Origin of the sequence: uncultured Maricaulis sp. (assembly GCF_947259345.1) — a bacterium.
Classification (GTDB): Bacteria; Pseudomonadota; Alphaproteobacteria; order Caulobacterales; family Maricaulaceae; genus Maricaulis.
In genome coordinates this window covers 51,231-71,291 of sequence record NZ_CAMYLS010000004.1, presented here as the reverse complement: position 1 = coordinate 71,291, position 20,061 = coordinate 51,231, and the positions used below count along the sequence as shown (strand labels likewise).

Annotated in this window: 17 protein-coding genes, 1 tRNA gene and 1 pseudogene; 11 read left to right on the top strand and 8 right to left on the bottom strand. The window is 62.8% G+C overall.

The features are described 5' to 3' along the window. From Q0X62_RS01790 to Q0X62_RS01780, 3 genes and pseudogenes are all read right to left on the bottom strand, one after another. Nucleotides 1-265 (bottom strand): annotated as a pseudogene (locus Q0X62_RS01790) (hypothetical protein); the annotation flags it as partial. 80 nt (nucleotides 266-345) lie between these two features. Then, complete coding sequence (locus tag Q0X62_RS01785) at nucleotides 346-774, bottom strand: hypothetical protein (RefSeq protein WP_297730961.1); 429 nt, start codon at nucleotides 772-774, stop codon at nucleotides 346-348. Then, nucleotides 764-1,012 (bottom strand): DUF1674 domain-containing protein, encoded by a 249-nt coding sequence (locus tag Q0X62_RS01780; protein ID WP_297730959.1) that lies wholly within the window; start codon nucleotides 1,010-1,012, stop codon nucleotides 764-766. The genes Q0X62_RS01785 and Q0X62_RS01780 overlap by 11 nt, the downstream gene beginning before the upstream one ends. Before the next feature lie 53 nt (nucleotides 1,013-1,065). Here Q0X62_RS01780 and htpX point away from each other — a divergent pair, with 53 nt between their 5' ends. The 7 genes from htpX to Q0X62_RS01745 all read left to right on the top strand — a co-directional run bounded on the left by htpX (nucleotide 1,066) and on the right by Q0X62_RS01745 (nucleotide 10,368). After that, a complete protein-coding gene (htpX, locus tag Q0X62_RS01775; RefSeq protein WP_297730956.1) occupies nucleotides 1,066-1,962 on the top strand; it encodes a zinc metalloprotease HtpX in 897 nt (298 codons plus the stop codon). Between the two features lie 53 nt (nucleotides 1,963-2,015). Beyond that, nucleotides 2,016-3,317, top strand: a complete 1,302-nt coding sequence (locus Q0X62_RS01770) for a transcription antitermination factor NusB (protein ID WP_297730954.1) — start codon at nucleotides 2,016-2,018, stop codon at nucleotides 3,315-3,317. A 67-nt stretch (nucleotides 3,318-3,384) separates the two neighbouring features. Next, nucleotides 3,385-4,044, top strand: coding sequence for a ribulose-phosphate 3-epimerase (gene rpe, locus Q0X62_RS01765; protein WP_297730953.1), 660 nt, complete (start codon nucleotides 3,385-3,387; stop codon nucleotides 4,042-4,044). Between the two features lie 4 nt (nucleotides 4,045-4,048). Then, a complete protein-coding gene (locus tag Q0X62_RS01760; RefSeq protein ID WP_297730951.1) occupies nucleotides 4,049-5,875 on the top strand; it encodes a heparinase II/III family protein in 1,827 nt (608 codons plus the stop codon). Beyond that, nucleotides 5,872-7,773: a polysaccharide biosynthesis protein gene (locus Q0X62_RS01755; protein WP_297730949.1), complete on the top strand. Its 1,902-nt coding sequence runs from the start codon at nucleotides 5,872-5,874 to the stop codon at nucleotides 7,771-7,773. Before Q0X62_RS01760 ends, Q0X62_RS01755 begins: the two co-directional genes overlap by 4 nt. A gap of 62 nt (nucleotides 7,774-7,835) precedes the next feature. Beyond that, a complete protein-coding gene (gene purH, locus Q0X62_RS01750) occupies nucleotides 7,836-9,431 on the top strand; it encodes a bifunctional phosphoribosylaminoimidazolecarboxamide formyltransferase/IMP cyclohydrolase (RefSeq protein WP_297730946.1) in 1,596 nt (531 codons plus the stop codon). 64 nt (nucleotides 9,432-9,495) lie between these two features. After that, nucleotides 9,496-10,368, top strand: a complete 873-nt coding sequence (locus Q0X62_RS01745; RefSeq protein ID WP_297730944.1) for a dienelactone hydrolase family protein — start codon at nucleotides 9,496-9,498, stop codon at nucleotides 10,366-10,368. Here the strand turns inward: Q0X62_RS01745 and Q0X62_RS01740 are convergent. The 4 genes from Q0X62_RS01740 to Q0X62_RS01725 form a co-directional block, all read right to left on the bottom strand. Further along, complete coding sequence (locus tag Q0X62_RS01740) at nucleotides 10,359-15,284, bottom strand: NAD-glutamate dehydrogenase (RefSeq protein WP_297730942.1); 4,926 nt, start codon at nucleotides 15,282-15,284, stop codon at nucleotides 10,359-10,361. The two genes, Q0X62_RS01745 and Q0X62_RS01740, sit on opposite strands and share 10 nt — an antisense overlap. A 400-nt stretch (nucleotides 15,285-15,684) precedes the next feature. Next, entirely contained in the window at nucleotides 15,685-16,227 is a 543-nt protein-coding gene (locus tag Q0X62_RS01735) for a cysteine hydrolase (RefSeq protein ID WP_297730940.1), read from the bottom strand. Then, nucleotides 16,224-16,826 (bottom strand): GNAT family N-acetyltransferase, encoded by a 603-nt coding sequence (locus Q0X62_RS01730; protein ID WP_297730938.1) that lies wholly within the window; start codon nucleotides 16,824-16,826, stop codon nucleotides 16,224-16,226. Before Q0X62_RS01730 ends, Q0X62_RS01735 begins: the two co-directional genes overlap by 4 nt. After that, a complete protein-coding gene (locus Q0X62_RS01725; protein WP_297730936.1) occupies nucleotides 16,823-17,461 on the bottom strand; it encodes a hypothetical protein in 639 nt (212 codons plus the stop codon). The genes Q0X62_RS01730 and Q0X62_RS01725 overlap by 4 nt, the downstream gene beginning before the upstream one ends. Before the next feature lie 89 nt (nucleotides 17,462-17,550). On the opposite strand from Q0X62_RS01725, the gene Q0X62_RS01720 reads away from it, so the two are divergent. The 3 genes from Q0X62_RS01720 (at nucleotide 17,551) to Q0X62_RS01710 (ending at nucleotide 19,235) form a co-directional block, all read left to right on the top strand. Beyond that, on the top strand, nucleotides 17,551-18,522 hold the full coding sequence (locus tag Q0X62_RS01720; RefSeq protein ID WP_297730934.1) for a LysR family transcriptional regulator: 972 nt from the start codon (nucleotides 17,551-17,553) through the stop codon (nucleotides 18,520-18,522). Nucleotides 18,523-18,529: 7 nt separating this feature from the next. Further along, complete coding sequence (locus tag Q0X62_RS01715; protein ID WP_297730932.1) at nucleotides 18,530-18,916, top strand: helix-turn-helix domain-containing protein; 387 nt, start codon at nucleotides 18,530-18,532, stop codon at nucleotides 18,914-18,916. Between the two features lie 157 nt (nucleotides 18,917-19,073). After that, a complete protein-coding gene (locus Q0X62_RS01710) occupies nucleotides 19,074-19,235 on the top strand; it encodes a hypothetical protein (RefSeq protein ID WP_297730931.1) in 162 nt (53 codons plus the stop codon). Between the two features lie 63 nt (nucleotides 19,236-19,298). On the opposite strand, the gene Q0X62_RS01705 is transcribed toward Q0X62_RS01710, so the two are convergent. Beyond that, nucleotides 19,299-19,373: transfer RNA gene (locus tag Q0X62_RS01705), tRNA-Gly, on the bottom strand. A 123-nt stretch (nucleotides 19,374-19,496) separates the two neighbouring features. Between Q0X62_RS01705 and Q0X62_RS01700 the strand changes: the two genes are divergently transcribed. Further along, complete coding sequence (locus tag Q0X62_RS01700; RefSeq protein ID WP_366946088.1) at nucleotides 19,497-20,015, top strand: YbaK/EbsC family protein; 519 nt, start codon at nucleotides 19,497-19,499, stop codon at nucleotides 20,013-20,015. The last annotated feature ends 46 nt before the right edge of the window (nucleotides 20,016-20,061 follow it).

Sequence of the window (20,061 nt, the reverse complement as noted above, 5' to 3'; positions counted from 1 at the left end):
GACGCGGTTGCGGCATGCGGCGGGGCTGCGGGCGGCCAGGCGCCGGGCGAGCCTGATCGGCAGGTCGGGCGCCCGCCAGTTGCGGCGAGGCGTCGGCGGGCATCTCGGTAAAACGACAGGGCGGACCGGCATAGTCGCCGGCCAGGGCCTGGCGGATATCCTCCGGCGAGCAATCGCGGACCGGCGCTGATTGCGCTGCGGCGGCAGCCGCGCCAAGCGCCATAGCGGTCATGGCGACGGCGAATAAGCAGGTCCCGTGTTTCATTCCGGGACACTAGCAGGTGATCACCTGACCGATAAGTGTCTGCACCGGAGAGGCGAAGCCGGATCCGTCGGCCTCACGCGTCAGGCGCTTCCGCGAACGGCGTCGAGCCAGTCCACGGCCGCATCGCGCGCTTTGAAGATACGCACCGTCAGGGTCTCGTTGTCCTTGGAAAGGGTCTCCCAGACCGCGCCAAGCGCGTCGAAAAAATCGGTTTCGACAACATTTGCTCCGAACAGATGCTGGCCGGGCGCATGATCCGCCTGCCAGCTCGCAAGCGCCGCCTTTATGGAATTGAGGTCGGCGAACTCGACATCACCGATTTCGGCATCTGCCGTGTAAACAACCAGCCGATTGAAATGAGGCTTCCAGTCCGGATGCGCGGCCACCTCTGCATAGGCGGCGCGAATAGTCTCCAGCCCGACCTGGCCGCGCCAGACAAGCTCGAAGAATTCGCGATCGGGATGGACCGCAATCTCGTAGGGTCGTTCAGGCCCGGCTTCAGAAGTCACAGATAATGCCCTTCTTTTCCCAATCCCCGAAACGGGTGGGTTCAGGGCCCTTGCGGCCACCCAGCTCTGCTGGTGCCTCACTCTTTTCAGCACGCTCGGCTGCCTTGCGCCGCGCAGCCGCTTCGGCCAGGGCCCGTTCGGCCGCCGGGCTGAGTGGCTTGCGTGCGGATGCGTGCTCGGAGGTGGATGACGGGATGGACGCGGTGCCGTTCCCGCCTTGCTGATCATTCTGGGTCATCCCATCTAGATAATCCGGGAGCCGCAGCTCGCCAAGACAACCAGGCCAGGACAATGACAGCAAACACACTTCGAACCTTCTTCCTCCTCGCCGGCATGACCGCGCTTTTCATGGGGATCGGCTTCCTGCTCGGTGGCGCCGCCGGTGCCATGCTGGCCCTGATCATCGCTGCAGCCATGAATTTGTTCGCTTGGTGGAACTCCTCCGACATGGTGCTTCGCATGCATGGTGCGCGCGAGATCGGCCCTGACGAAACCCACCCGGCCCTGCGTCAATATGCCAGCGATGTCGAGTTTCTGGCCCGTCGCGCGGACCTGCCCATTCCGCGGGTTTTCGTGATCGAGAGCGACCAGCCCAACGCCTTCGCCACCGGGCGCGATCCGTCCCACGCAGCGGTCGCGGCGACCACGGGTCTGCTGCAACGCCTCTCCCGGACCGAGATCCAGGGCGTGATGGCGCACGAGCTGGCGCATGTGAAAAACCGCGACACGCTGACCATGACCATCACCGCCACCCTGGCCGGGGCGATCGGCATGCTCGCCAATTTCGCCATCTTCTTCGGCGGCAATAATCGCGCCGGCCTGCTCGGATCGCTGGCCTTGATGATCTTCGCACCCATGGCAGCGATGGTGGTCCAGAGCGCCATCAGCCGGGCCCGCGAGTACGAGGCTGACCGCGTCGGTGCCGAGATCGCCGGAGACCCGATGGCACTGGCCGGGGCCCTCGAAAAGATCGAACGCTCGGCCCGGCAGACGTTGAATGCAGGCGCGGAACGCAATCCGGCGACCGCCCACATGTTTATCATCAACCCGCTCAACGGGCAGCGGATGGACAATCTTTTCTCGACCCATCCGGACACCGCCAACCGGATCGACCGCCTGCGTCGCATGGCGGGCGCGAGTGCCACCGTCCAACCCGGACCCTGGTCGCAACGCGGTCCCTGGGGCTGAGGCCGCCGCAGCCAGTGATCGACGGGGCGCGGCCCGCGTGCTAGCTCCGCGCCATGAGTGACGGACTTGCCCCACGCCGCGCCGCGGCCCTTGCCTATCTTGCTGTGGTGAAACAGCGCCGGACCCTCGAGGCCGCGCTGGAACACACGCCCGATTTCAACGCCATGAGCGATCGCGACCGGGCTTTCGCCCGGGCGATCACGGCCACCACGTTCCGGCGACTGGGCCAGACCCGCACCGTACTCAACACGCTGTTGTCGCGCCCGCTGGACGAAACCTCGAAAGGGGCCGAAGCTCTGCTCGTAACCGGCGCCACCCAGCTCCTGTGGATGGACGGAGCGCCACACGCAGTCGTTTCCTCGACCGTGGACCTGGCCCAGGAACGCCCGGATGCCCAGCGCATGAAGGGCCTGATCAACGCGGTCCTGCGGCGCATCGACCGGGAAGGCGCAAGCCTCGTCAAGCAGACGCTGCCACGCGACAATCTGCCGGAATGGCTGCGCGACAGCTGGAAGGCGGCCTATGGCCCGGGCACGCTGAGCCGCATCGCCAACGCCATCATGACGCCGCCGCCACTCGATCTGACCCTGCGCAATCCGGCCGAAGCCGAAGTCTGGGCAGAGAAACTGGAGGCGCAAATCCTGCCAAATGGCAGCTTGCGCCGGAATGTCGTCGGCGATGTCCGTGCGCTGCCCGGTTATGAAGAGGGCGCCTGGTGGGCCCAGGACGCCGCAGCCGCCATTCCTGCCACCCTGCTCGATCTTGGTCCCGGGAAACACGCCATCGACCTGTGCGCGGCCCCAGGCGGCAAGACCCTGCAGCTGGCCGCGACCGGTGCCGACGTGACGGCGCTGGACCTGTCGGAAAAGCGGCTGCAGCGTGTCCGGGAGAATCTCGACCGGACCGGGCTGAGCGCTCAACTGGTCGCCGGTGATGCCCGCGAATTCATGCCGCCCCAGCGTGCCGATGCAGTCCTGCTGGACGCGCCCTGCACCGCCACGGGCACGCTTCGGCGCCATCCGGAAGCCGGCTGGATCAAGCAGGCCGACGACACACCGCGCATGGCCCGGCTACAGGACGAAATGATCAAGGCTGCCGCCGACATGCTCAAACCGGGCGGACAGCTTGTCCTGTGTACCTGTTCGCTGCAGCCGGAGGAGGGAGAGGCCCTCGCCGGGCGTGTCGTGGGCCGCAACAGGCAGCTCAAGGAGTCGCCGATCAGGGCCGAGGAAATGTCGGGTCTGGAATCGGCCGTCACCCCGGCCGGCTGGGTGCGCCTGACACCGGCCCTCTGGGCCGAACAGGGCGGCATGGACGGCTTCTTTATCGCCCGGTTCGTCAAACGCGCCGGATAGGACCAAAACCAGCCCGGCCCGCCGCATGCGACTTGCGCGGGTCTGGCGCCACTGTTATCGGATCGATATGGGCGCTCCTGTGATCATTTCTCCGTCCATCCTCTCGGCGGATTTCGCCAAGCTGGGTGAAGAGGTTCGGGCCATTGACGAGGCCGGAGCTGACTGGATCCATATCGATGTGATGGACGGGCATTTCGTGCCCAATCTCACGATTGGGCCGGCGGTCATCAAAGCCCTGCGTCCGCACAGCAAAAAGCCCTTCGACGTGCATCTGATGATCACGCCGGTCGATCCTTTCATTAAGGACTTTGCCGACGCCGGCGCTGATATAATCACGGCCCATCCCGAAGCCGGGCCACATTTCCATCGCACGGTCCAGACCATCAAGGCGACCGGCGCCAAGGCCGGCGCCGCGCTGAACCCTTCAACGCCTGTCGAGGTGATTGACTATGTGCTGGACGAGCTCGACCTCGTTCTGGTCATGAGCGTCAATCCCGGCTTTGGCGGACAGAGCTTCATCACCAGCCAGCTCAGAAAGATCGAAGCCCTCAAAACGCGCATTGATCAACGCGGTCTGGCGACGAAGATTGAAGTGGATGGCGGCGTCAATCCGCAAACCGCCCGGGATTGCGTCAATGCTGGCGCCACGGCGCTAGTCGCCGGCTCAGCTGTCTTCAAGGGCGGGCCGGACGCCTATCGCGACAATATCTTAGCCCTGCGTCGCTGATATCATGGCCCGCGCGGTGCGTCTGTCCGACTATGCCAGTGCGATAATCGACTCGGCGCGGCGCGAGGCCTCCTCGACGCTCCACTCGATCGGTCTGTTCTCGAACCTTCGTGATCTGGGGAGCTTGCCCTCAGACATCGGGCCGTTCCCGGAAGACTTCTACGCTTGCCGTCCGGACCGGGGGGCTGAAATCCTGGCTGGGCGGTTCCAGCTCGCCGGCGAATTGCTGTCCGTCGACCCAGAGAATGACAATATCTGGCTCCGGCCAGCCCCGACCCGCGCCTTTGCGCGTCGCCTGCACGGCTTTGGCTGGCTGCGGGATGTGATCACGGCGCCGTCACCGGAATCGCAGGATTCAAGCGATCAGGATCAGGCCGATGAAGAGAGTGGGAGTGAGGCCGTCGCCGCCACGGCCGCCCGCGCGCTGGTCGACAGCTGGATTCGCGCCTTCGGGCGATGGAATGGCTTTGCCTGGAGCCACGGCGTGTTGTCGGCTCGACTGATCAACTGGATGCGAGCAGGCGACACCCTGTTCGAGACGGACGAGAGTGACAGGAAGGGACGCAATGCCCGCCTGCGCAGCCTGCTTCGCCAGGCGCGATACCTCGAACGCACCATTCCACTGGCCCATGATGGCGCCATCCGCCTGCGCTGCGCCATCGCTCTCAGCCTTGTCGGCTTGTGCGTGCCCAATCAGACGGGCCTGCAAAAGGCCGGCTTCACAGCGCTGGAGAAAGAGGTCAAACGCCAGATCCTGCCTGATGGCGGCCATGTCTCGCGCTCGCCTCGGGCCGGCACGGAGGCGCTGATCGATCTCATCGCGCTGCGCGATGTCGCCGAAGCCGCGGGCGTCGAATTCCCACGCGAGATCGTTCGGGCGATCGACCGGCTTGCCCCGATGTCGCGCTTTTTCCGCATGAGCGATGGCGGACTGGCCAGTTTCCATGGCGGTGGCGAATGTGATCATGGCGCCCTCAGAATGGCCCTCTCACGTGACGAGACTGGAGCGAAGCCCTTCGGCTTCGCGCCCCATTCCGGCTATCACCGCGCCGAGGCGGGGGGCGCCACCATCTTGCTGGATGTCGGCAAGGCACCGCGCGGGACCCTCAGCACGAGTGCGCATGCCAGCGCGCTGGCCTTTGAATTGTGCACGAGCGGCGGACGGCTGGTCGTCAATTGCGGCTGGCATGATGACCAGCCGTCAAGCTGGCGCGAGGCGGTGCGGGCCACGGCGGCCCACTCCACGCTGACGCTCGAGGAAACCTCATCGGCTCGGCTCTTTGCACCGGGCTGGAAGCGTGGCCTGCTGGGCCCACGCCTGATCTCGGCACCCGGCCCCGTCACAGCCCGCCGCAATGAAGAAGACATGGGGGTCTGGCTTGAGGGCATCCATGAGGGCTATCGCGCCGACTATGGCCTGTCCCATCGACGCCGCGTTTTCCTGGCCGCCGACGGAGGAGACTTGCGCGGCGAGGATGCCTTGTTCCGGCCAGTCTCCGATGGCCCGCCGGAGGATATTGATGTGCGCTTTCGTTTCGCCATCCGCTTCCACCTCCACCCCGATGTCCGGGCCTCGCTGTCGCGTGACAGTATGAGCGCCTTGCTGGTGCAACCCGACGGCGATGGCTGGCGCTTCCGGACCGATGGTGGTCCGATCCGGCTGGAACGCTCTGTCTATCTTGCTGCCGGTGCGCCTCCACAACGCGCCACGCAGATAGTAATACAGGGAGAAGCTGAGCCCTTCGGGGCCGGAGACAGGCCGCCAAACCGGGTGCGCTGGGCGTTTCAGCGCCTGGGCCAGGTCGGCGGCACACAGGGGGAAACCGGATGAGCCAGCCGCCGTCAAAGGCGCGGGGCGCAACGTCGATTCGCAGTCAGATGTCGATGGTGGCCGTGGCCCTGTTCGACCTCGCGGCCGGAGCGGTGTCCATGTGGGCCGCCGTGCTGCTGCGCTATCGGTTCGAACCCGGTCCGGCGCCTGATGATGTCATGCTGCAATCGGTCGCCGTCTTCGCGCTGGCCTGCGCCATCATTTTTCCGATCGAGGGCCTGCATCGAGGGCTCTGGCGCTATACCGCCCTCAATGACGCTGCCCGCATCGTGCGCGCCATCGTCCTGGCCAATTTGGTCTTTCTGCCAATTCTCTTCCTGATCAACCGGCTCGACGGCTTCCCGCGGACATCCATCCTGCTGGAGATGCCGATCCTCCTGTTCATCCTGCTCGCCGCGCGCCTGTCTGTCGCAGCTTTGCGGACGCAGGGATTGCGCGGTGCCTTGCAGATCGAGGACCGCTCCAAACCGACCGCCATCCTCGTCGGGTCCGATCTGGAGCTTGATGACGCCCTGCGCGATCTCGGCCGCCGCAATGGTTCGGCTCCTTTCCGAACAAAGGGCCTGATCGAACCTGGGGCAAGCCTGACCGGACATGCCATTCGCGGCATTCCGGTCTTGGGAGGACTTGAAGCCTTGCCGGCCGCGCTGAAGCGCCTGTGCGAAGTCGAGAAAGACCCGCCACGCGTCGTGCTGGCCGGGGCTCATCCGAACGCCGACACGGTCAACCAGCTCATCCGCATCGTCTCTCAAACCGGCGCAAAGCTGTCTCGCGCGCGACCGAGCGATGGACGCGAGGCCTTTTCACCGATCGAAGCGGCTGACCTGCTCAATCGCCCGCCGCGCGCGCCCAATCTCTCCCCTGCCCGCCCGTTGATCGAGGGCCGCCGCGTCCTGATCACCGGCGCTGGCGGGACGATCGGGTCCCAACTTTCCCGGCTGGCCGCGACATTGAACCCGGAAAAGCTTGTCCTGTTTGATGCGTCAGAAGCCAATCTCTATGAAATCGATCTGGAGTTCGCCAAGCATCACCCCGACACGGCCTGGCGTGCCGTACTGGGCGATATTCGCGACCGTGAACGTCTCGACATGGTGTTTCGGGAGGAGAAGCCTGACGTCGTACTACATGCGGCCGCACTCAAACATGTGCCGATGAGTGAACAGAATCCGGGCGAAGCGGCGCGAACGAATATCATCGGTACGGTCAACACGATTGAGATGTCCCAGAGCCACGGTGCCCGCGTCGTTGCCCTGATCTCAACCGACAAGGCGGTCAATCCCGGAAATGTCATGGGCGCGACCAAGCGTGCCGCCGAGCTCTATGCCCGCGCCGCGGCGGCAAAATCGGACGAGACACGCGTCTGCGTGGTCCGGTTCGGCAATGTGCTTGGATCCACCGGCTCCGTCGTTCCGCTCTTCGAGCGGCAGATCGAGGCCGGCGAAGCGGTTACCGTCACTGACCCGGAAGCCACACGCTATTTCATGACTGTCGAGGAAGCCTCGGGCCTGGTGCTCGACGCCGCGGCGCAAACGGCGGCCGATCCGGCGCTCAATGGCGCCCTCTACGTTCTCGACATGGGTCGCCCCGTCTTGATCATGCGGCTCGCCCGCCAGCTCCTGCGCCTGCGGGGTCGCGACCCTGACGCGCCGGGCGCGATCCGCGTCGTAGGGCTTCGTCCAGGCGAGAAACGTCATGAACGTCTGGTCTATGATTTTGAAAGCACGATAGAAACGTCGATAGATGGGGTCTGGGCGGTCACCGGGCCAGAGCTCGACGCGGACGCGGTCAGCGCTGGCCTGGATGCCGTCGTAACGGCCGCCAGCAATGGCGATGCACCCGGCGCATCCGCTGCACTGGAGGCGCTGTGCGATTTGCGCCCGTCGGCCCAGGAAGATTGACTTGATGGCCCGCCGTGATACCTCGCCGCGGATCAACGGCATGAAGCAATGGAGACCATTCCATGTCCGACCATGACCACGCCCCCGTCCGCCGCGCCCTGATTTCAGTCTCCGACAAATCCGGTCTTGTCGAGCGCGGGCGCCAGCTCGCCGATGCTGGCGTCGAAATCCTGTCCACAGGGGGCACGCTGAGCGCTCTCAAGGATGCCGGCATTCCTGCGAAGGACGTCTCGGAGGTCACGGATTTTCCGGAAATGATGGACGGCCGTCTCAAGACCCTGCACCCGCGTGTGCATGGCGGATTACTGGGTCGTCGCGATAATGGTGATGACCGCGCCGCGATGAGCGAGCACGGCATCCCCTATATCGACCTGCTTTATGTCAATCTCTACCCGTTCGAGGAAACCGTCGCCAAGGGCGCGGAGTATGCGGATTGTGTGGAGAATATCGACATCGGTGGACCGGCGATGATTCGCGCTGCAGCCAAGAACCATGCCTGGGTGAATGTCTGTTGCGATGGCGAGGATGTCGATCGCGTCCTGGGCGAGATGGCTCAGTTTGACGGCCATTCCAGCCTTGATCTCCGGAAGGCGCTGGCTGCCAAGGCCTATGCTCGCACCGCAGCCTATGATGCCGCGATTTCGGCCTGGTTTGCGGATGCTCTGGAAGACCCGGCCCCGGCCTATCGGGCTTTCGGTGGGGCGCTGACCCAAGCGCTGCGCTACGGCGAGAACCCGCACCAGAATGCGGCCTTCTACACCAGCGCCGAGAACCGGCCGGGTATCGCAACCGGTCGCCAGGTCCAGGGCAAGGCGCTGAGCTATAACAATCTGGCCGACGCGGACGCCGCCTTCGAGCTGGCCGGCGAGTTCGCATCCGATGACAAGGCTGCCGTGGTCATCGTCAAACACGCCAATCCTTGCGGCGTTGCGCTGCATGACGATCTGGCGGTCGCCTATGAGAGAGCTTTCGCCGCCGATCCGATTTCAGCCTTTGGCGGAATCGTTGCGATGAATCGGACTCTCGACGCCGATACCGCCGGCGAGCTTGTTAAGATTTTCACCGAAGTCGTTATCGCACCGGATGCAGACGAGGATGCATTGGCGGTCCTTTCGGCCAAATCCAATCTGCGGGTTTTGCTGACCGGCGGCATGCCGGATCCGGCCCAGGGCGGTTGGCTGACCAAAACGGTCGCTGGCGGCCTGCTCGTTCAGGAGCGCGATACCGGCATGATTGGCACAGATGACCTCAAAGTCGTGACCGAGCGCGCGCCGACCGACGCTGAGCTGGCTGATCTCCTGTTTGGCTGGAAAGTCGTCAAACACGTGAAGTCCAATGCGATTGTGTATGCTCGCAATGGGTCGACAGCCGGGATTGGCATGGGTCAGACCAGCCGCCTGGAGGCCGCCCGCCTGGCAGTTCGCAAGGCTGAAGCGACAGCTGCCGAGAATGGCTGGGACGAACCGAGGACCCAGGGGTCGGTGTGTGCGTCCGATGCCTTCTTCCCCTTCGCTGACGGACTGCATGCCGCGGTGGAAGCGGGTGCCACAGCGGTCATTCAGCCGGGTGGCTCGATCCGGGACGAAGAGGTCATCGCGGCTGCCAACGAAGCGGGCGTGGCCATGGTCTTCACCGGGATGCGTCACTTCCGCCACTAAGGCGCGTCGCAAGTGAATCAACGAAGCATTGCGCGACAGGGCGCAATGGCTTCACTGTGCAGGCATGTCTTGGCCCCTACCTGCTCGCCTGCTCCTCATCGCCCTGTTCGTCCTTGTGGCCGGGCTCGGAGCCTGCGCGATCGGAAATTTCACCGGATGGTCCGTACCCGAGCGCACGCTGGACGCGCAGGCCGCGCTCCTGCGTAACCACGTCGAGATCCGGCTGCCAGCCATGGCCGATGGACCGGTACCGGCGGCGATCTTCCTGCACGGATGCGGCGGTCAGAGGAGTGTGCAGGAAGACTATGCAGCCGCGCTCCTGGCGGCAGGTTATGGGGTTGTGCTCGTCGATTCCAACAGCGCACGCGGAATCGGGCGCTTCGCCGCCATGACGCAGGTCTGTACCGCCCAGCGCTTATGGGGACAGGAGCGCGCCGCCGACATCCCCGCCGCGATCGCGATTGCATCCGAAACGCCCGGCATCGATGCGGATCGCCTGGCCCTGATCGGCTGGAGTCATGGCGGCTGGACACTGCTGGAAGCCCTCGCCTATGCCGCCGAGGGCCGCGCCGCGCCATCGCTCTCGCCCCAGCCGGACCGCGCCCTACCAGGCGTTCGGGCGGCGATCGGGTTATATCCGTATTGCGGATTTCCTGTCCGCGCCGACGGAGGGGAGTTTGGTGCGGGAATTCCGCTCTATGTCATTCTTGGTGGACGTGACGTTGTGGCGCCCGCGCGCGATTGTCAGCGTCTGGTCATTCGGGCGGCCGAGTCGGGGCGGCGCTTTGGTTATGAATACTGGCCTGAAGTGACCCACGCGTTCGACGAGCGCAACGGTCCGCCGGATCCGCGAATGAGATACGATGCGGGCGCGGCTCAAAGAGCACGCGCCCGCATCATTTTATGGCTGGAGGAAGCCTTCGCCGATCACGGCTGAACAACGGCCGCCATCTCACCGAGCTGGGTCGAGGCAATGGCCAGTTTGGACAGGGTCCAGCTGCCGGATTCATCGAGCTGCCGCTGAACCGAGTCGACGCGACCCGCCTCTTCCTCATTGATTGTGTTCCACGCTTCGACCAGTGCGTCGGCCCATTCGCGTGATGGCTCCTCGACGCCGGACGCCAACGATCCGCCTGCCTGGACGGCAAACTGCATCGCCGAGGCGGTAAAGGCTTGCTGGCTGGCGTAGAAATCTTCCATGAGACGCCGCACGGCCAAACGGTCCCAATGCAGTTCAGAGGAGACTTCCTGACCGAGGCCGCGCAAACGGTCGAACTTAAAGCGTGCGCCAACCGCGTGGTAAATATATGCGGTCGAGGCAAGCGGCCAGTCAGACCCCATCGCCATGTCGATCACATCCGTCGAGGACGTCAACGGACGCAGCTCGGCAACAGCGAGCGCGATATCGTCAGGGGCACCGGCCTCGATGAAGCGCTTCTGGCGCGCCTTCACGCCGCGACGTTCATGCGTCGAGATGATCTCGTGCACCATGGACCGCAGCTTCTGGACACCGGGCTGATAGGCCTCGATCACTTCGGTAATGGAATCCGGACCCGAAGATTTCTGATTGCGACCACGACGGACCAGCCAATAGGTTTGGCGGCGCAGAAGGCGGATGATTTCCTCGTGCAGCTGAACCTGGACTGCGGCCGGCGCCTTGTTGTCTAGCGCATTGATCGCCTTGGTTATCTCGGCAAAACCGAAGATCTGGCGACCGGCTTCGAACGCCCGGGCGATAGCAGGCACTGCCGCGGTCGTGGAATCGATGGCGCGGTGGATGAAAGTCGGTCCACCCAGATTGATCATCTCGTTGGCCAGGACGGTCGAGATGATTTCCCGACGCAAGCGATGTCCCTCCATCGCGTCGCGGTAGTCATGCAAACCCTTGGGGAAGTATCCGACCAACATGGACCTGAAATGCGGGTCATCCGGCACGTCGGACGCCACCAGCTGATCAAACAGGGTAATCTTGGCGTAGGAGTTGAGCACGGCAAGCTCTGGCCGGGTCAGGCCCTGTTCCCGCGCCTTCAGGCCACGTACCTGCTCGACCGAGGGCAATCCCTCTACTTCGCGGTCCAGCTGACCCAACTCCTCGAGACGCGCCATGAAGCGCTCATGCGCATCCAGGTCCGCTGCCGAGGTGTGCTCGGCCAGCGAGATCGCCAGGGACTGATCGTAATTGTGACGCAAGACATGGGTCGCGACGTCATCCGTCATCGATTCCAGCAATTTGTCGCGCGCGTCGCGGCTCATATCGCCATTGCGGACCATCGGGCGCAGGAGGATCTTGATATTGACCTCATGGTCGGAACTGTCGACGCCGGCCGAGTTGTCGATGAAGTCGGCATTGGCTCGCCCGCCATGACGGCCATATTCAATGCGTGCCGCCTGGGTGAAACCCAGATTGGCGCCTTCGCCAATAACCTTGGCCCGCACTTCATTGGCATTCACCCGCAAGCCGTCATTCGTCTTGTCGCCGACTTCCCAATGCTGCTCGAAGGTGGCTTTGGCATAAGTGCCGATACCGCCGAACCACATCAGCTCGACGTCGGCCTTCAGCAGGGCGTTTATGAGTTCGATCGGGCTGACACTATCCTTGGTCAAACCGGCGAGTGCCTTGATCTCGGCGCTCAACTGGATCGACTTCGCCGACCGGGCAAAGATTCCGCCACCCTTGGAAATGAGGGACTTGTCATAGTCCTGCCAGGAGGTTCTCGGCAGGTCGAACAATCGCTTGCGCTCTTCCCACATCGTCTCCGGATCGCCCGGATCGGGATCGATGAAAATGTCCCGGTGATCAAAGGCCGCGACCAGGCGGATCTGTTTCGACAAGAGCATGCCATTGCCAAAGACATCGCCAGACATGTCACCGACGCCGATCACCGTGAAGGGTTCAGATTGAATGTCCTTGCCCATCTCACGGAAGTGGCGCTTCACCGATTCCCAGGCGCCCCGCGCCGTAATGCCCATCTTCTTGTGGTCATAGCCGGCCGAACCGCCGGACGCGAAAGCGTCGCCGAGCCAGAAATCGAACTCGTCCGTGGCGAGACCATTGGCCGTGTCCGAGAAAGTCGCCGTCCCCTTGTCGGCCGCGACAACCAGATAGGGATCGTCATCATCCCAGCACGCGGTGCCGTCCGGATGGATGACGACATCGTCGACAATATTGTCGGTCAGGTCGAGCAGACCGCGAATAAAGGTCTTGTAGGCTTCGCGACCGGCTTCAAACACGTCTTCGCGCGAACCGTTTCGGGGCAGGGATTTCGGATAGAATCCCCCCTTGGACCCGACCGGGACGATGACCGCATTCTTGACCTGTTGGGCCTTGACCAGACCCAGCACTTCCGTTCGGAAATCGTCGCGGCGGTCAGACCAGCGCAGGCCGCCACGGGCGACCGGGCCGAAGCGAAGGTGGACACCCTCGACATCCGGCGACCAGACGAAGATTTCTCGATAAGGCTTGGGCAGCGGCAATTCTTCCAGCAACTCGCTGGCGATCTTGATCGCGATGCGGGATTTCGGCTGACCGTCCTCGCCCTTCTGATAAAAATTCGTCCGCAGCGTCGCTTCTATCAGGTGAAAAATGCGCCGGAGAGCTCGGTCGTGGTCGAGGCTGGCAACATCATCGAGCTGTTTGCGCAGCGAATCCGAAACATCCCAGACCGCATCCGACCTTACTTTCTGGTCGTCGGTGAAATCGGGATCGAATTTGACCCGTGCCAGTTCCAGCAATCCGCGCGCAATCCCCGGATAGGCGGCCAGCGCCTCTTCCTGGATCGCTTGTGATGGGTCGAGACCGGTCTGCTGGCGATAGCGGGCGCAAGTCCGCAGGAAAGCGGCCTCACGCCAGGTCACGCCGATCTCGACGATGAGGCGGTTGAAGCCGTCATCCTCGGCCCGGCCATCGGCGACTGCCATCAGCGCCTCTTCGAGGCTGGGAGCCAACTCCGCCAGGTCGCGGCCCTTGAGCGCGTCAGATTTCATCTCGAAATCATGGACGTGGGCCCGGTCGAATGCCTCGCCATCAGCACCGCGGCGATCCACCGGAAATCCGGTCTCCTGCACCACATAAAGGCCGAGATTTTCCAGCACAGGCATGACACGCGACAGCGATACCGGCCGACCGACACGATAGATCTTCAGGCGCAAGTCCGTCTCGTTGTCATCCGCCTCGCGATAGACGCGCACGGCGACCTTTTCCGACCCCTCAAGCGATTCCATCTTGAGGACATCGGCGAGCGCCTCCTCCGGATCATAGAGTTCGCGATACCCGGCCTTGAAGGCGTCCTGATAGGCGCCCATCCGCATCCGGATCTTTTCCGGGGCATTGCGGCGGACATGGGTTTCCAGATCGTCTTCCCAGGTGCGGGCCAGGCGACCGACCTTGCGTTCGAGCTCCGCCGTATCCGGTTCCGGGTGATCAAACGGGTTGAGGCCGATAATGTAATGGACACGCGCCAGCGAGCTGTCGCCGAATTGTGGGTAAAAGGCAGAGAGGCGGCCACCAAAGGCTTCGCGGATCAATTCGCCGGCCTGTTCGCGGACCTTTGAGTTATAGCGGTCACGCGGGACAAAGAGCAGGGCCGAGACGAACCGGTCAAACTGGTCACGCCGGATAAAGAGCTTTGTTCGCGGGCGGTCATGCAGGTGCAGAATACCCAGGGAGATTTCCAGCAGATCATTCTCGTCCATCTGGAAGAGTTCATCGCGCGGGAAATTCTCGACGGTATTGCGCAGCTTCTTGGCCGAGTGCGTGCCCGGCGTCTTGCCGGCGCGTTCCAGCACGCGGCGCACCTTGCGCCGGATCAGCGGTACGGCACTAGCGCTCTGGTCATAGGCTTCCGCGGTAAACAGGCCAACAAAGCGGGCCTCGCCGATGACGGCGCCATCCTCGCGATACCGTTTGACACCGATATAATCCATGTAGACGCGGCGATGGACGCGCGACTTCATATTGGCCTTCGCCACGATCAGCGGGGTGGGTTCTCGCAGGAAGGTTTCGATGGCCGGCGTCAGGACGGCGGGTTCGGATCCCTTGCGGAGGACATGGCGATCGGGATCGCGCAGTACGCCGCGCCCGGTTTCCGGTCGGACCCGCGGATGGCGCTGCGCCATCGAGCCGTCATCATCGACTTCGAAATCATAGACCCGGCAGCCCAGGAAGGCGAAATGGTCGTCCCGCAGCCAACGCAGGAATTCCATGGCCTCGGCCAGCTCGTCTGGTGACGCATGGGTTCGCGCACCTGCGAGGTGAGCGATGGCATCATCCATCTGGGCCCGCATGTCGGTCCAGTCCTCAACGGCAACGCGGACATCATCCAGAGTCGCGGTAACGCCCTCGATCAGAGTGCGGCGTGACAATTCGTCCAGCGGCGGAAGATGTACCTGGATCATGGACTCGGCGAGGCAACGACCGCCTTCCGGGACTCGCGCACCACTATTATCCCGGCGAACCTGAACAATCGGGTGGAACATCGCGGTGATGTCATGGCCCTGCGCCCCGACCTCCCCCATCACCGAGTCGACGATGAAAGGTCGGTCGCGCCCGATGATTTCCAGCACGTCACGCGGCAGGTCGGTGCCATCCGCATGGGTCGCGGTTCTCATGCGGACGAGAATGTCGTCGCCGGGCCTTGTCGCGCCGAATTGCCAGAAATCCAGACTCAGTGCGGCGAGATCTGCCGGACCAACCCGCTCTAGATCCTCGGCAAGTGCGTCATCGTAAATCTGTGAGAAGAAAGAGTTTCCGGTCTCACCGCATTCGGCGCCGAAAAGCTCGAGCCAGCGCTTCCGCGCCGCCTCCATGAAATCTGCGCGGCTGTAAGCGTGCGCGACTCCGACGACCGCCCCCATGTGGCGCTCCCTGGACTGTTGTGTTTGTGCACCGACCCTAGTCCTGTTTGAGATGCACGCAACCCGCCTACGCCGTTGAAAACGCAAACGTGCCATTCTTTTTGTCAGGGCTGGAAAAGGTAGCGATAACGGCGCCGTCGGGTAGGGACAGGGGAACCCGACGGCGCCTGGCAGACCTCATAGGCAGGCTGGGGGGACGCACTTAGAGGCCTGTTCATCGCTAGCGGGTTCGGCCTGGCTGGCTGGGGGAAAGCCGCACCGGCCGTTATCCGCTACGAGTCCACATGTAGAAAGCCGGTTCCGGATTTAAAGTCCGGAGTGGGCAGATTTCTCATGAATTCGAACAGGAAACCGCCGCATCACTCACTTGTGAACCAGCCTCGGTATTCGGTGACCGTAGTCAGACCGCCGGCATCTCGCTCGACCAGCCTTGGGTCAGGCGATCCCAGCTCATGGTCGGCGCCATACGCGAAACCAGATCAAACGCCATGGAGCGGGTCTCGGCGACATCGCGAGGCTCGACCGCCAGCGCACCAACCGCTTCGGGAACAACGGTCAGGGTCTTGTCGCGATTGGCATCGTCGAAAACCGTCGCCAGGATTGAGAAAGGCGCTGAAAAGCCGACGAGCAGTGCGCTCGACCCGGCGCTGCGCGCCAATACCTGGTGGAAGAACGGGTCGGAGAAGGCCGAGAGGCCGCGACGTTTGAAAACAGCCTCCTGGGCCGTCGGCCGCAATCCGTCGATCGGCGCGCGCCCGGCGGCTGATCCCTCGCCCTGGAACTGGCAATGACAGACACGCCATCCCGATTGGCGGGCATGACGCAGCAAGTCACCAATACGATCAATCACGGCCTGATTGTCGGGATCGACCTTTCCGTTTGGTCCGGTCACCTGGTCGCGCTGACAGTCCAGCAGGATCAGGCAGGGATCGGCAAAGGTCATGCGGCCTCCTCGGGCTTGCGCGCGTCCTCTTCCTCTTGCATCCGCGCAAGCGAAAGGTCAAATGGCCCCGGGCGGTCCCATTCTCCATCGGGACGGATGACCACCATGGGATCTGTGTTCATGGTGATGGCATTGGCCGGCGGAACCAGATCGCGCTCGATCTCGACATATTTGTAGTCAGAGAAGCCGAACTCGGGACGCTCGGCCCGGATCCGGAAGCCGTGGGTCCGCCAGTATTTCACGCGATTGAGCTGGGCATGGCCGAGCATTTTCTTGTAACCGCGACGCGCGGAGTAACGCTGGGCTTCCTGCATCAGCACCCGCATGACGCCGAAGCGTCGATACTGTCGCAGGACAGCGGCGCGCTCGACCTTGGCGAAATCGGCAAAGAAGCGCAGGCGCAGGACACCGACCGGTTCCTTTCCGCGCCAGGCTATCAGATGCGCCGCCCCCACAAAGTCATTGCCGTCATACTCTTCGGCATAGGGTGCGAATTGCTCGCCGAGATAGATGACCCCGCGCAAGGTCATCGCCATGACCACCTGGTCGAGCGAGCGCGCGATGGTCACTTCCAGACTATCGGGTATCGCGTTTTTCACGAAGCAGCCTCCCATTCGCCGAGAACGGTCCGCTTTAACAGCATGTCGCCGAGCTTCTTCGGGAAGCCGGTGCTGCCATAGAGCGGGCTTTCACCGTCCGGATAAGCACAAATCTCAAAATTCAAGCGCCGCATCAGCGCCTTACCCTCGGTCGTCCGCGCCCGCGCATAGACACGAACATCGTCATAGAAGCCGCGCCAACCGACCAGGAGCGCCCGCAAGGCGGCGGCTTGCGCATGTGGCGTCCGGCCTGCCAGACCCCATGACAGGAGCGCCGCCGCCCTTTCCTCGAGCCCGCATACCCACTCACGACGCGCATTCGCGAAACCGAATTCGCCCCTGAGGAGTGCGGAAACGCCGGATTCGCTAAGCGGGATTGAGGCAACGAAACCGTCAGGCCTGCCATTCCAGCGACGCATGTGGAGCGAGCGACGGGTCCATTCCTGAACCCGGCCGATATCCTGCGCACTGGCGATCTCGCCATCGATCAGATCGTTGGCCAGGGCATGGAACTCGTCGATCTCGGACAGCTTAACAGGCTTGAAATCCAAGGACCCAAAGGCCTGGTCAAGCCGCTCGAGGGGAAACTCGAACCCTGTCTTCGCGGCGCTGAGACGCTGCCCTTCACTCACCATTACGCACACTCCGCCATGTAGTTAATTCTTCGTTAACACCGGCGAGCTACTTCTTCTTCGGCGAAGTTGGAATAGGGGGTAGTCTTAACTTGGATAGCGATCTTCGTCGCAACGTCTTCGACTGGGACGACCTGCAGATCTTCCATGCCGTCGCCACGACCGGCTCCATGAGCGCGGCGGCGACCGTGCTGGGGTGTCAGCAATCCACGGTTTCCAAGCGAATGCGCCAATTGGAAAGTCGGCTCTCATCGCAGTTGATCGAGCGGCGTGCGGACGGTGTCGTCCTGACCCGGGCCGGCGCAGCAGCGCTGGATTACGCGGTGACCATGCAGCGTTCCGCGCAGCGGCTTGAGACCGAAATCGCGGGCATGGATCGCAGCCTTGCGGGGCAGGTTTCCCTGCGTGTTCCCGATGGGCTGGCGACCTATTGGCTGGCCCGCCATATCCCGGAGTTCCAACGCGTTAATCCGGAAATCGTCCTCAAATTGATCAATGACCGTTCAGTGCCCGCGGGCGATACGGCCGCAGCCCTGAGCCTGACCTTCACGCCGGACAAATCAATGGATACCGAGGCCCGAGCCCTGGGAAGCATCCACTACATGCCCATGGCGTCACGTGAGTTTATCGCGACCTATGGCGCCCCACGCTCCTTGGAAGACGTTCTGACACTGCGATTCTTGAGGCTGGAACAGTACGACCCCTCACTCCACCTGTGGCAGCGAAAGGCCACAGCAACGGATGAGGTTGTAAGATATTCCTTCACTGCGGACATCAGTTCGGTGCTATTTGAAACCATTCGCCATGGAGGTGGAATTGCCATGGCACCAACCTATCTGGCCTCCTTGTATCCGGATGAGCTGGTTGTTCTTGACTATGACTTTCATCAAGACGTCCGTTTCTGGCTCAAGAATTCACCAGGCAGTCTTGGAATATCGAGAATAAAGTGCGTTGCCGACTGGATTGCAGAACTGTTCAACCGTAGACTCCACCCTTGGTTCCGCGAAGAGTTTTGCCATCCGAGCGAGTTCTGCGACGTAGAAGTCATCAAACCACAGACGTGAGGACGCGATGAGTGCACGAGGCCCAACCAGTATTGATCAGCATGTCGGGGCCAGACTGCGGCTGCGGCGCAGCCTTCTGGAAATGAGCCAGTCGGAATTGGGCGAAAAGCTCGGTGTGACGTTCCAGCAAGTCCAGAAGTATGAACGCGGCACCAACCGGATTGGCGCCAGCCGCCTGTTCCATGTCGCCAAAGTCATGGAAGTCCCGGTCTCCTACTTCTTCGAAGGCCTGGAAGAGGATGGCTCGTCCGAGCTCAAGGGCGGCGATTCCGACACTCTGTATGATTTCATTGCCAGCCCGGACGGCCTGGCTCTGGCGTCAGCCTTTTCCGGCATCAAGGACCAGACGGTCAGACGACGCGTAATCGATCTGCTGCGTTCCCTTGCCAGTTGATTGTTCAGCGCCCGGCCTTTGGGTCGGGCGCGGACGACACACCTTTCCCGCAAACCTGATCGAACGATGAACGCAATGGCCGGGAAATGGCCTTGCCGCTGCCCCGTGCCTGCCTTTCTGGCGTGTGACCATGCTCTTTCATGGCAAGGAGGCTTTCATGACCATGCGTCCGAACAAGACCCCGCGACCCCACATCCAGGCCCCTGCGGCCTTGCGGATTGGACTGCCGCACCTGCTCTTCAATACGCGACCGGTATTGCGCGCCCGGGATCCGCGCCATGACGCCTATGTGCGTCAGCGCGAACTGAAACTGTCCTGAGGCCGGGACCGGCCTGACAGCCAAGCGATCAAACCGGACCAGGAATCAAAATGGGGAAGAGAATGGAGCGGGCGATGAGATTCGAACTCACGACATTCACCTTGGCAAGGTGACGCTCTACCCCTGAGCTACGCCCGCTCACGACTGGCAGGGCATGGCCCCGCCGGGGAGCGGGGTATATCGCGCAAAGCTTCGAAGATTGCAAGCGTCTGTTTCCGTCCTCTTGCACATCATCTGCAGCCGCGCTTCAACAAGGTCATGATCGCCAGCCGCACTGACCTCTTCGCACGCCTTGATGCTCTCGGTATTGCTCACAAGACCCATGAGCATCCACCCATCTTCACCGTCGCCGAAGGCGAGGGTATGAAGGATGACATGCCGGGCGGGCATACCAAGAACCTGTTCCTGAAAGACAAGAAGGGTGTCCTCATCCTGATCTCGGCCCTGGCCGAAACCAGCATCCGCATCAACAAGCTGCACACAGTCCTGGGCTGTGGGCGCCTGTCTTTCGGGAAACCCGAACTCCTGCTCGAAACGCTCGGAGTCACGCCGGGCTCGGTCACGGCCTTTGCGCTGATGAATGATCCGGACGTCCGGGTCCGCTTCGTGCTCGATGCGGCGCTGATGGCGCATGACATCGTCAATTTCCATCCACTTTCGAACAACGCCACGACCGCTATTGCCGCGGACGACCTTCTTCGCTTCGTGCGGGACACGGATCGCGAACCGGAGATCCTGGACCTCGGCGCCCTCGCGGCAGCAGAAGATGCGGCGCAGTGACCGCTTGCATCCGCGTGCCTCAGAGGCCACTTAGTCAGTCATACCA

Bases quoted from the DNA above. Each gene is read 5' to 3' on its own strand.
- Q0X62_RS01780 (WP_297730959.1), bottom strand. From the start codon at position 1,012: ATGACCCAGAATGATCAGCAAGGCGGGAACGGCACCGCGTCCATCCCG.
- htpX (WP_297730956.1), top strand. From the start codon at position 1,066: ATGACAGCAAACACACTTCGAACCTTCTTCCTCCTCGCCGGCATGACC.
- Q0X62_RS01770 (WP_297730954.1), top strand. From the start codon at position 2,016: ATGAGTGACGGACTTGCCCCACGCCGCGCCGCGGCCCTTGCCTATCTT.
- rpe (WP_297730953.1), top strand. From the start codon at position 3,385: ATGGGCGCTCCTGTGATCATTTCTCCGTCCATCCTCTCGGCGGATTTC.
- Q0X62_RS01760 (WP_297730951.1), top strand. From the start codon at position 4,049: ATGGCCCGCGCGGTGCGTCTGTCCGACTATGCCAGTGCGATAATCGAC.
- Q0X62_RS01755 (WP_297730949.1), top strand. From the start codon at position 5,872: ATGAGCCAGCCGCCGTCAAAGGCGCGGGGCGCAACGTCGATTCGCAGT.
- purH (WP_297730946.1), top strand. From the start codon at position 7,836: ATGTCCGACCATGACCACGCCCCCGTCCGCCGCGCCCTGATTTCAGTC.
- Q0X62_RS01745 (WP_297730944.1), top strand. From the start codon at position 9,496: ATGTCTTGGCCCCTACCTGCTCGCCTGCTCCTCATCGCCCTGTTCGTC.
- Q0X62_RS01740 (WP_297730942.1), bottom strand. From the start codon at position 15,284: ATGGGGGCGGTCGTCGGAGTCGCGCACGCTTACAGCCGCGCAGATTTC.
- Q0X62_RS01735 (WP_297730940.1), bottom strand. From the start codon at position 16,227: ATGACCTTTGCCGATCCCTGCCTGATCCTGCTGGACTGTCAGCGCGAC.
- Q0X62_RS01725 (WP_297730936.1), bottom strand. From the start codon at position 17,461: ATGGTGAGTGAAGGGCAGCGTCTCAGCGCCGCGAAGACAGGGTTCGAG.
- Q0X62_RS01715 (WP_297730932.1), top strand. From the start codon at position 18,530: ATGAGTGCACGAGGCCCAACCAGTATTGATCAGCATGTCGGGGCCAGA.
- Q0X62_RS01710 (WP_297730931.1), top strand. From the start codon at position 19,074: ATGACCATGCGTCCGAACAAGACCCCGCGACCCCACATCCAGGCCCCT.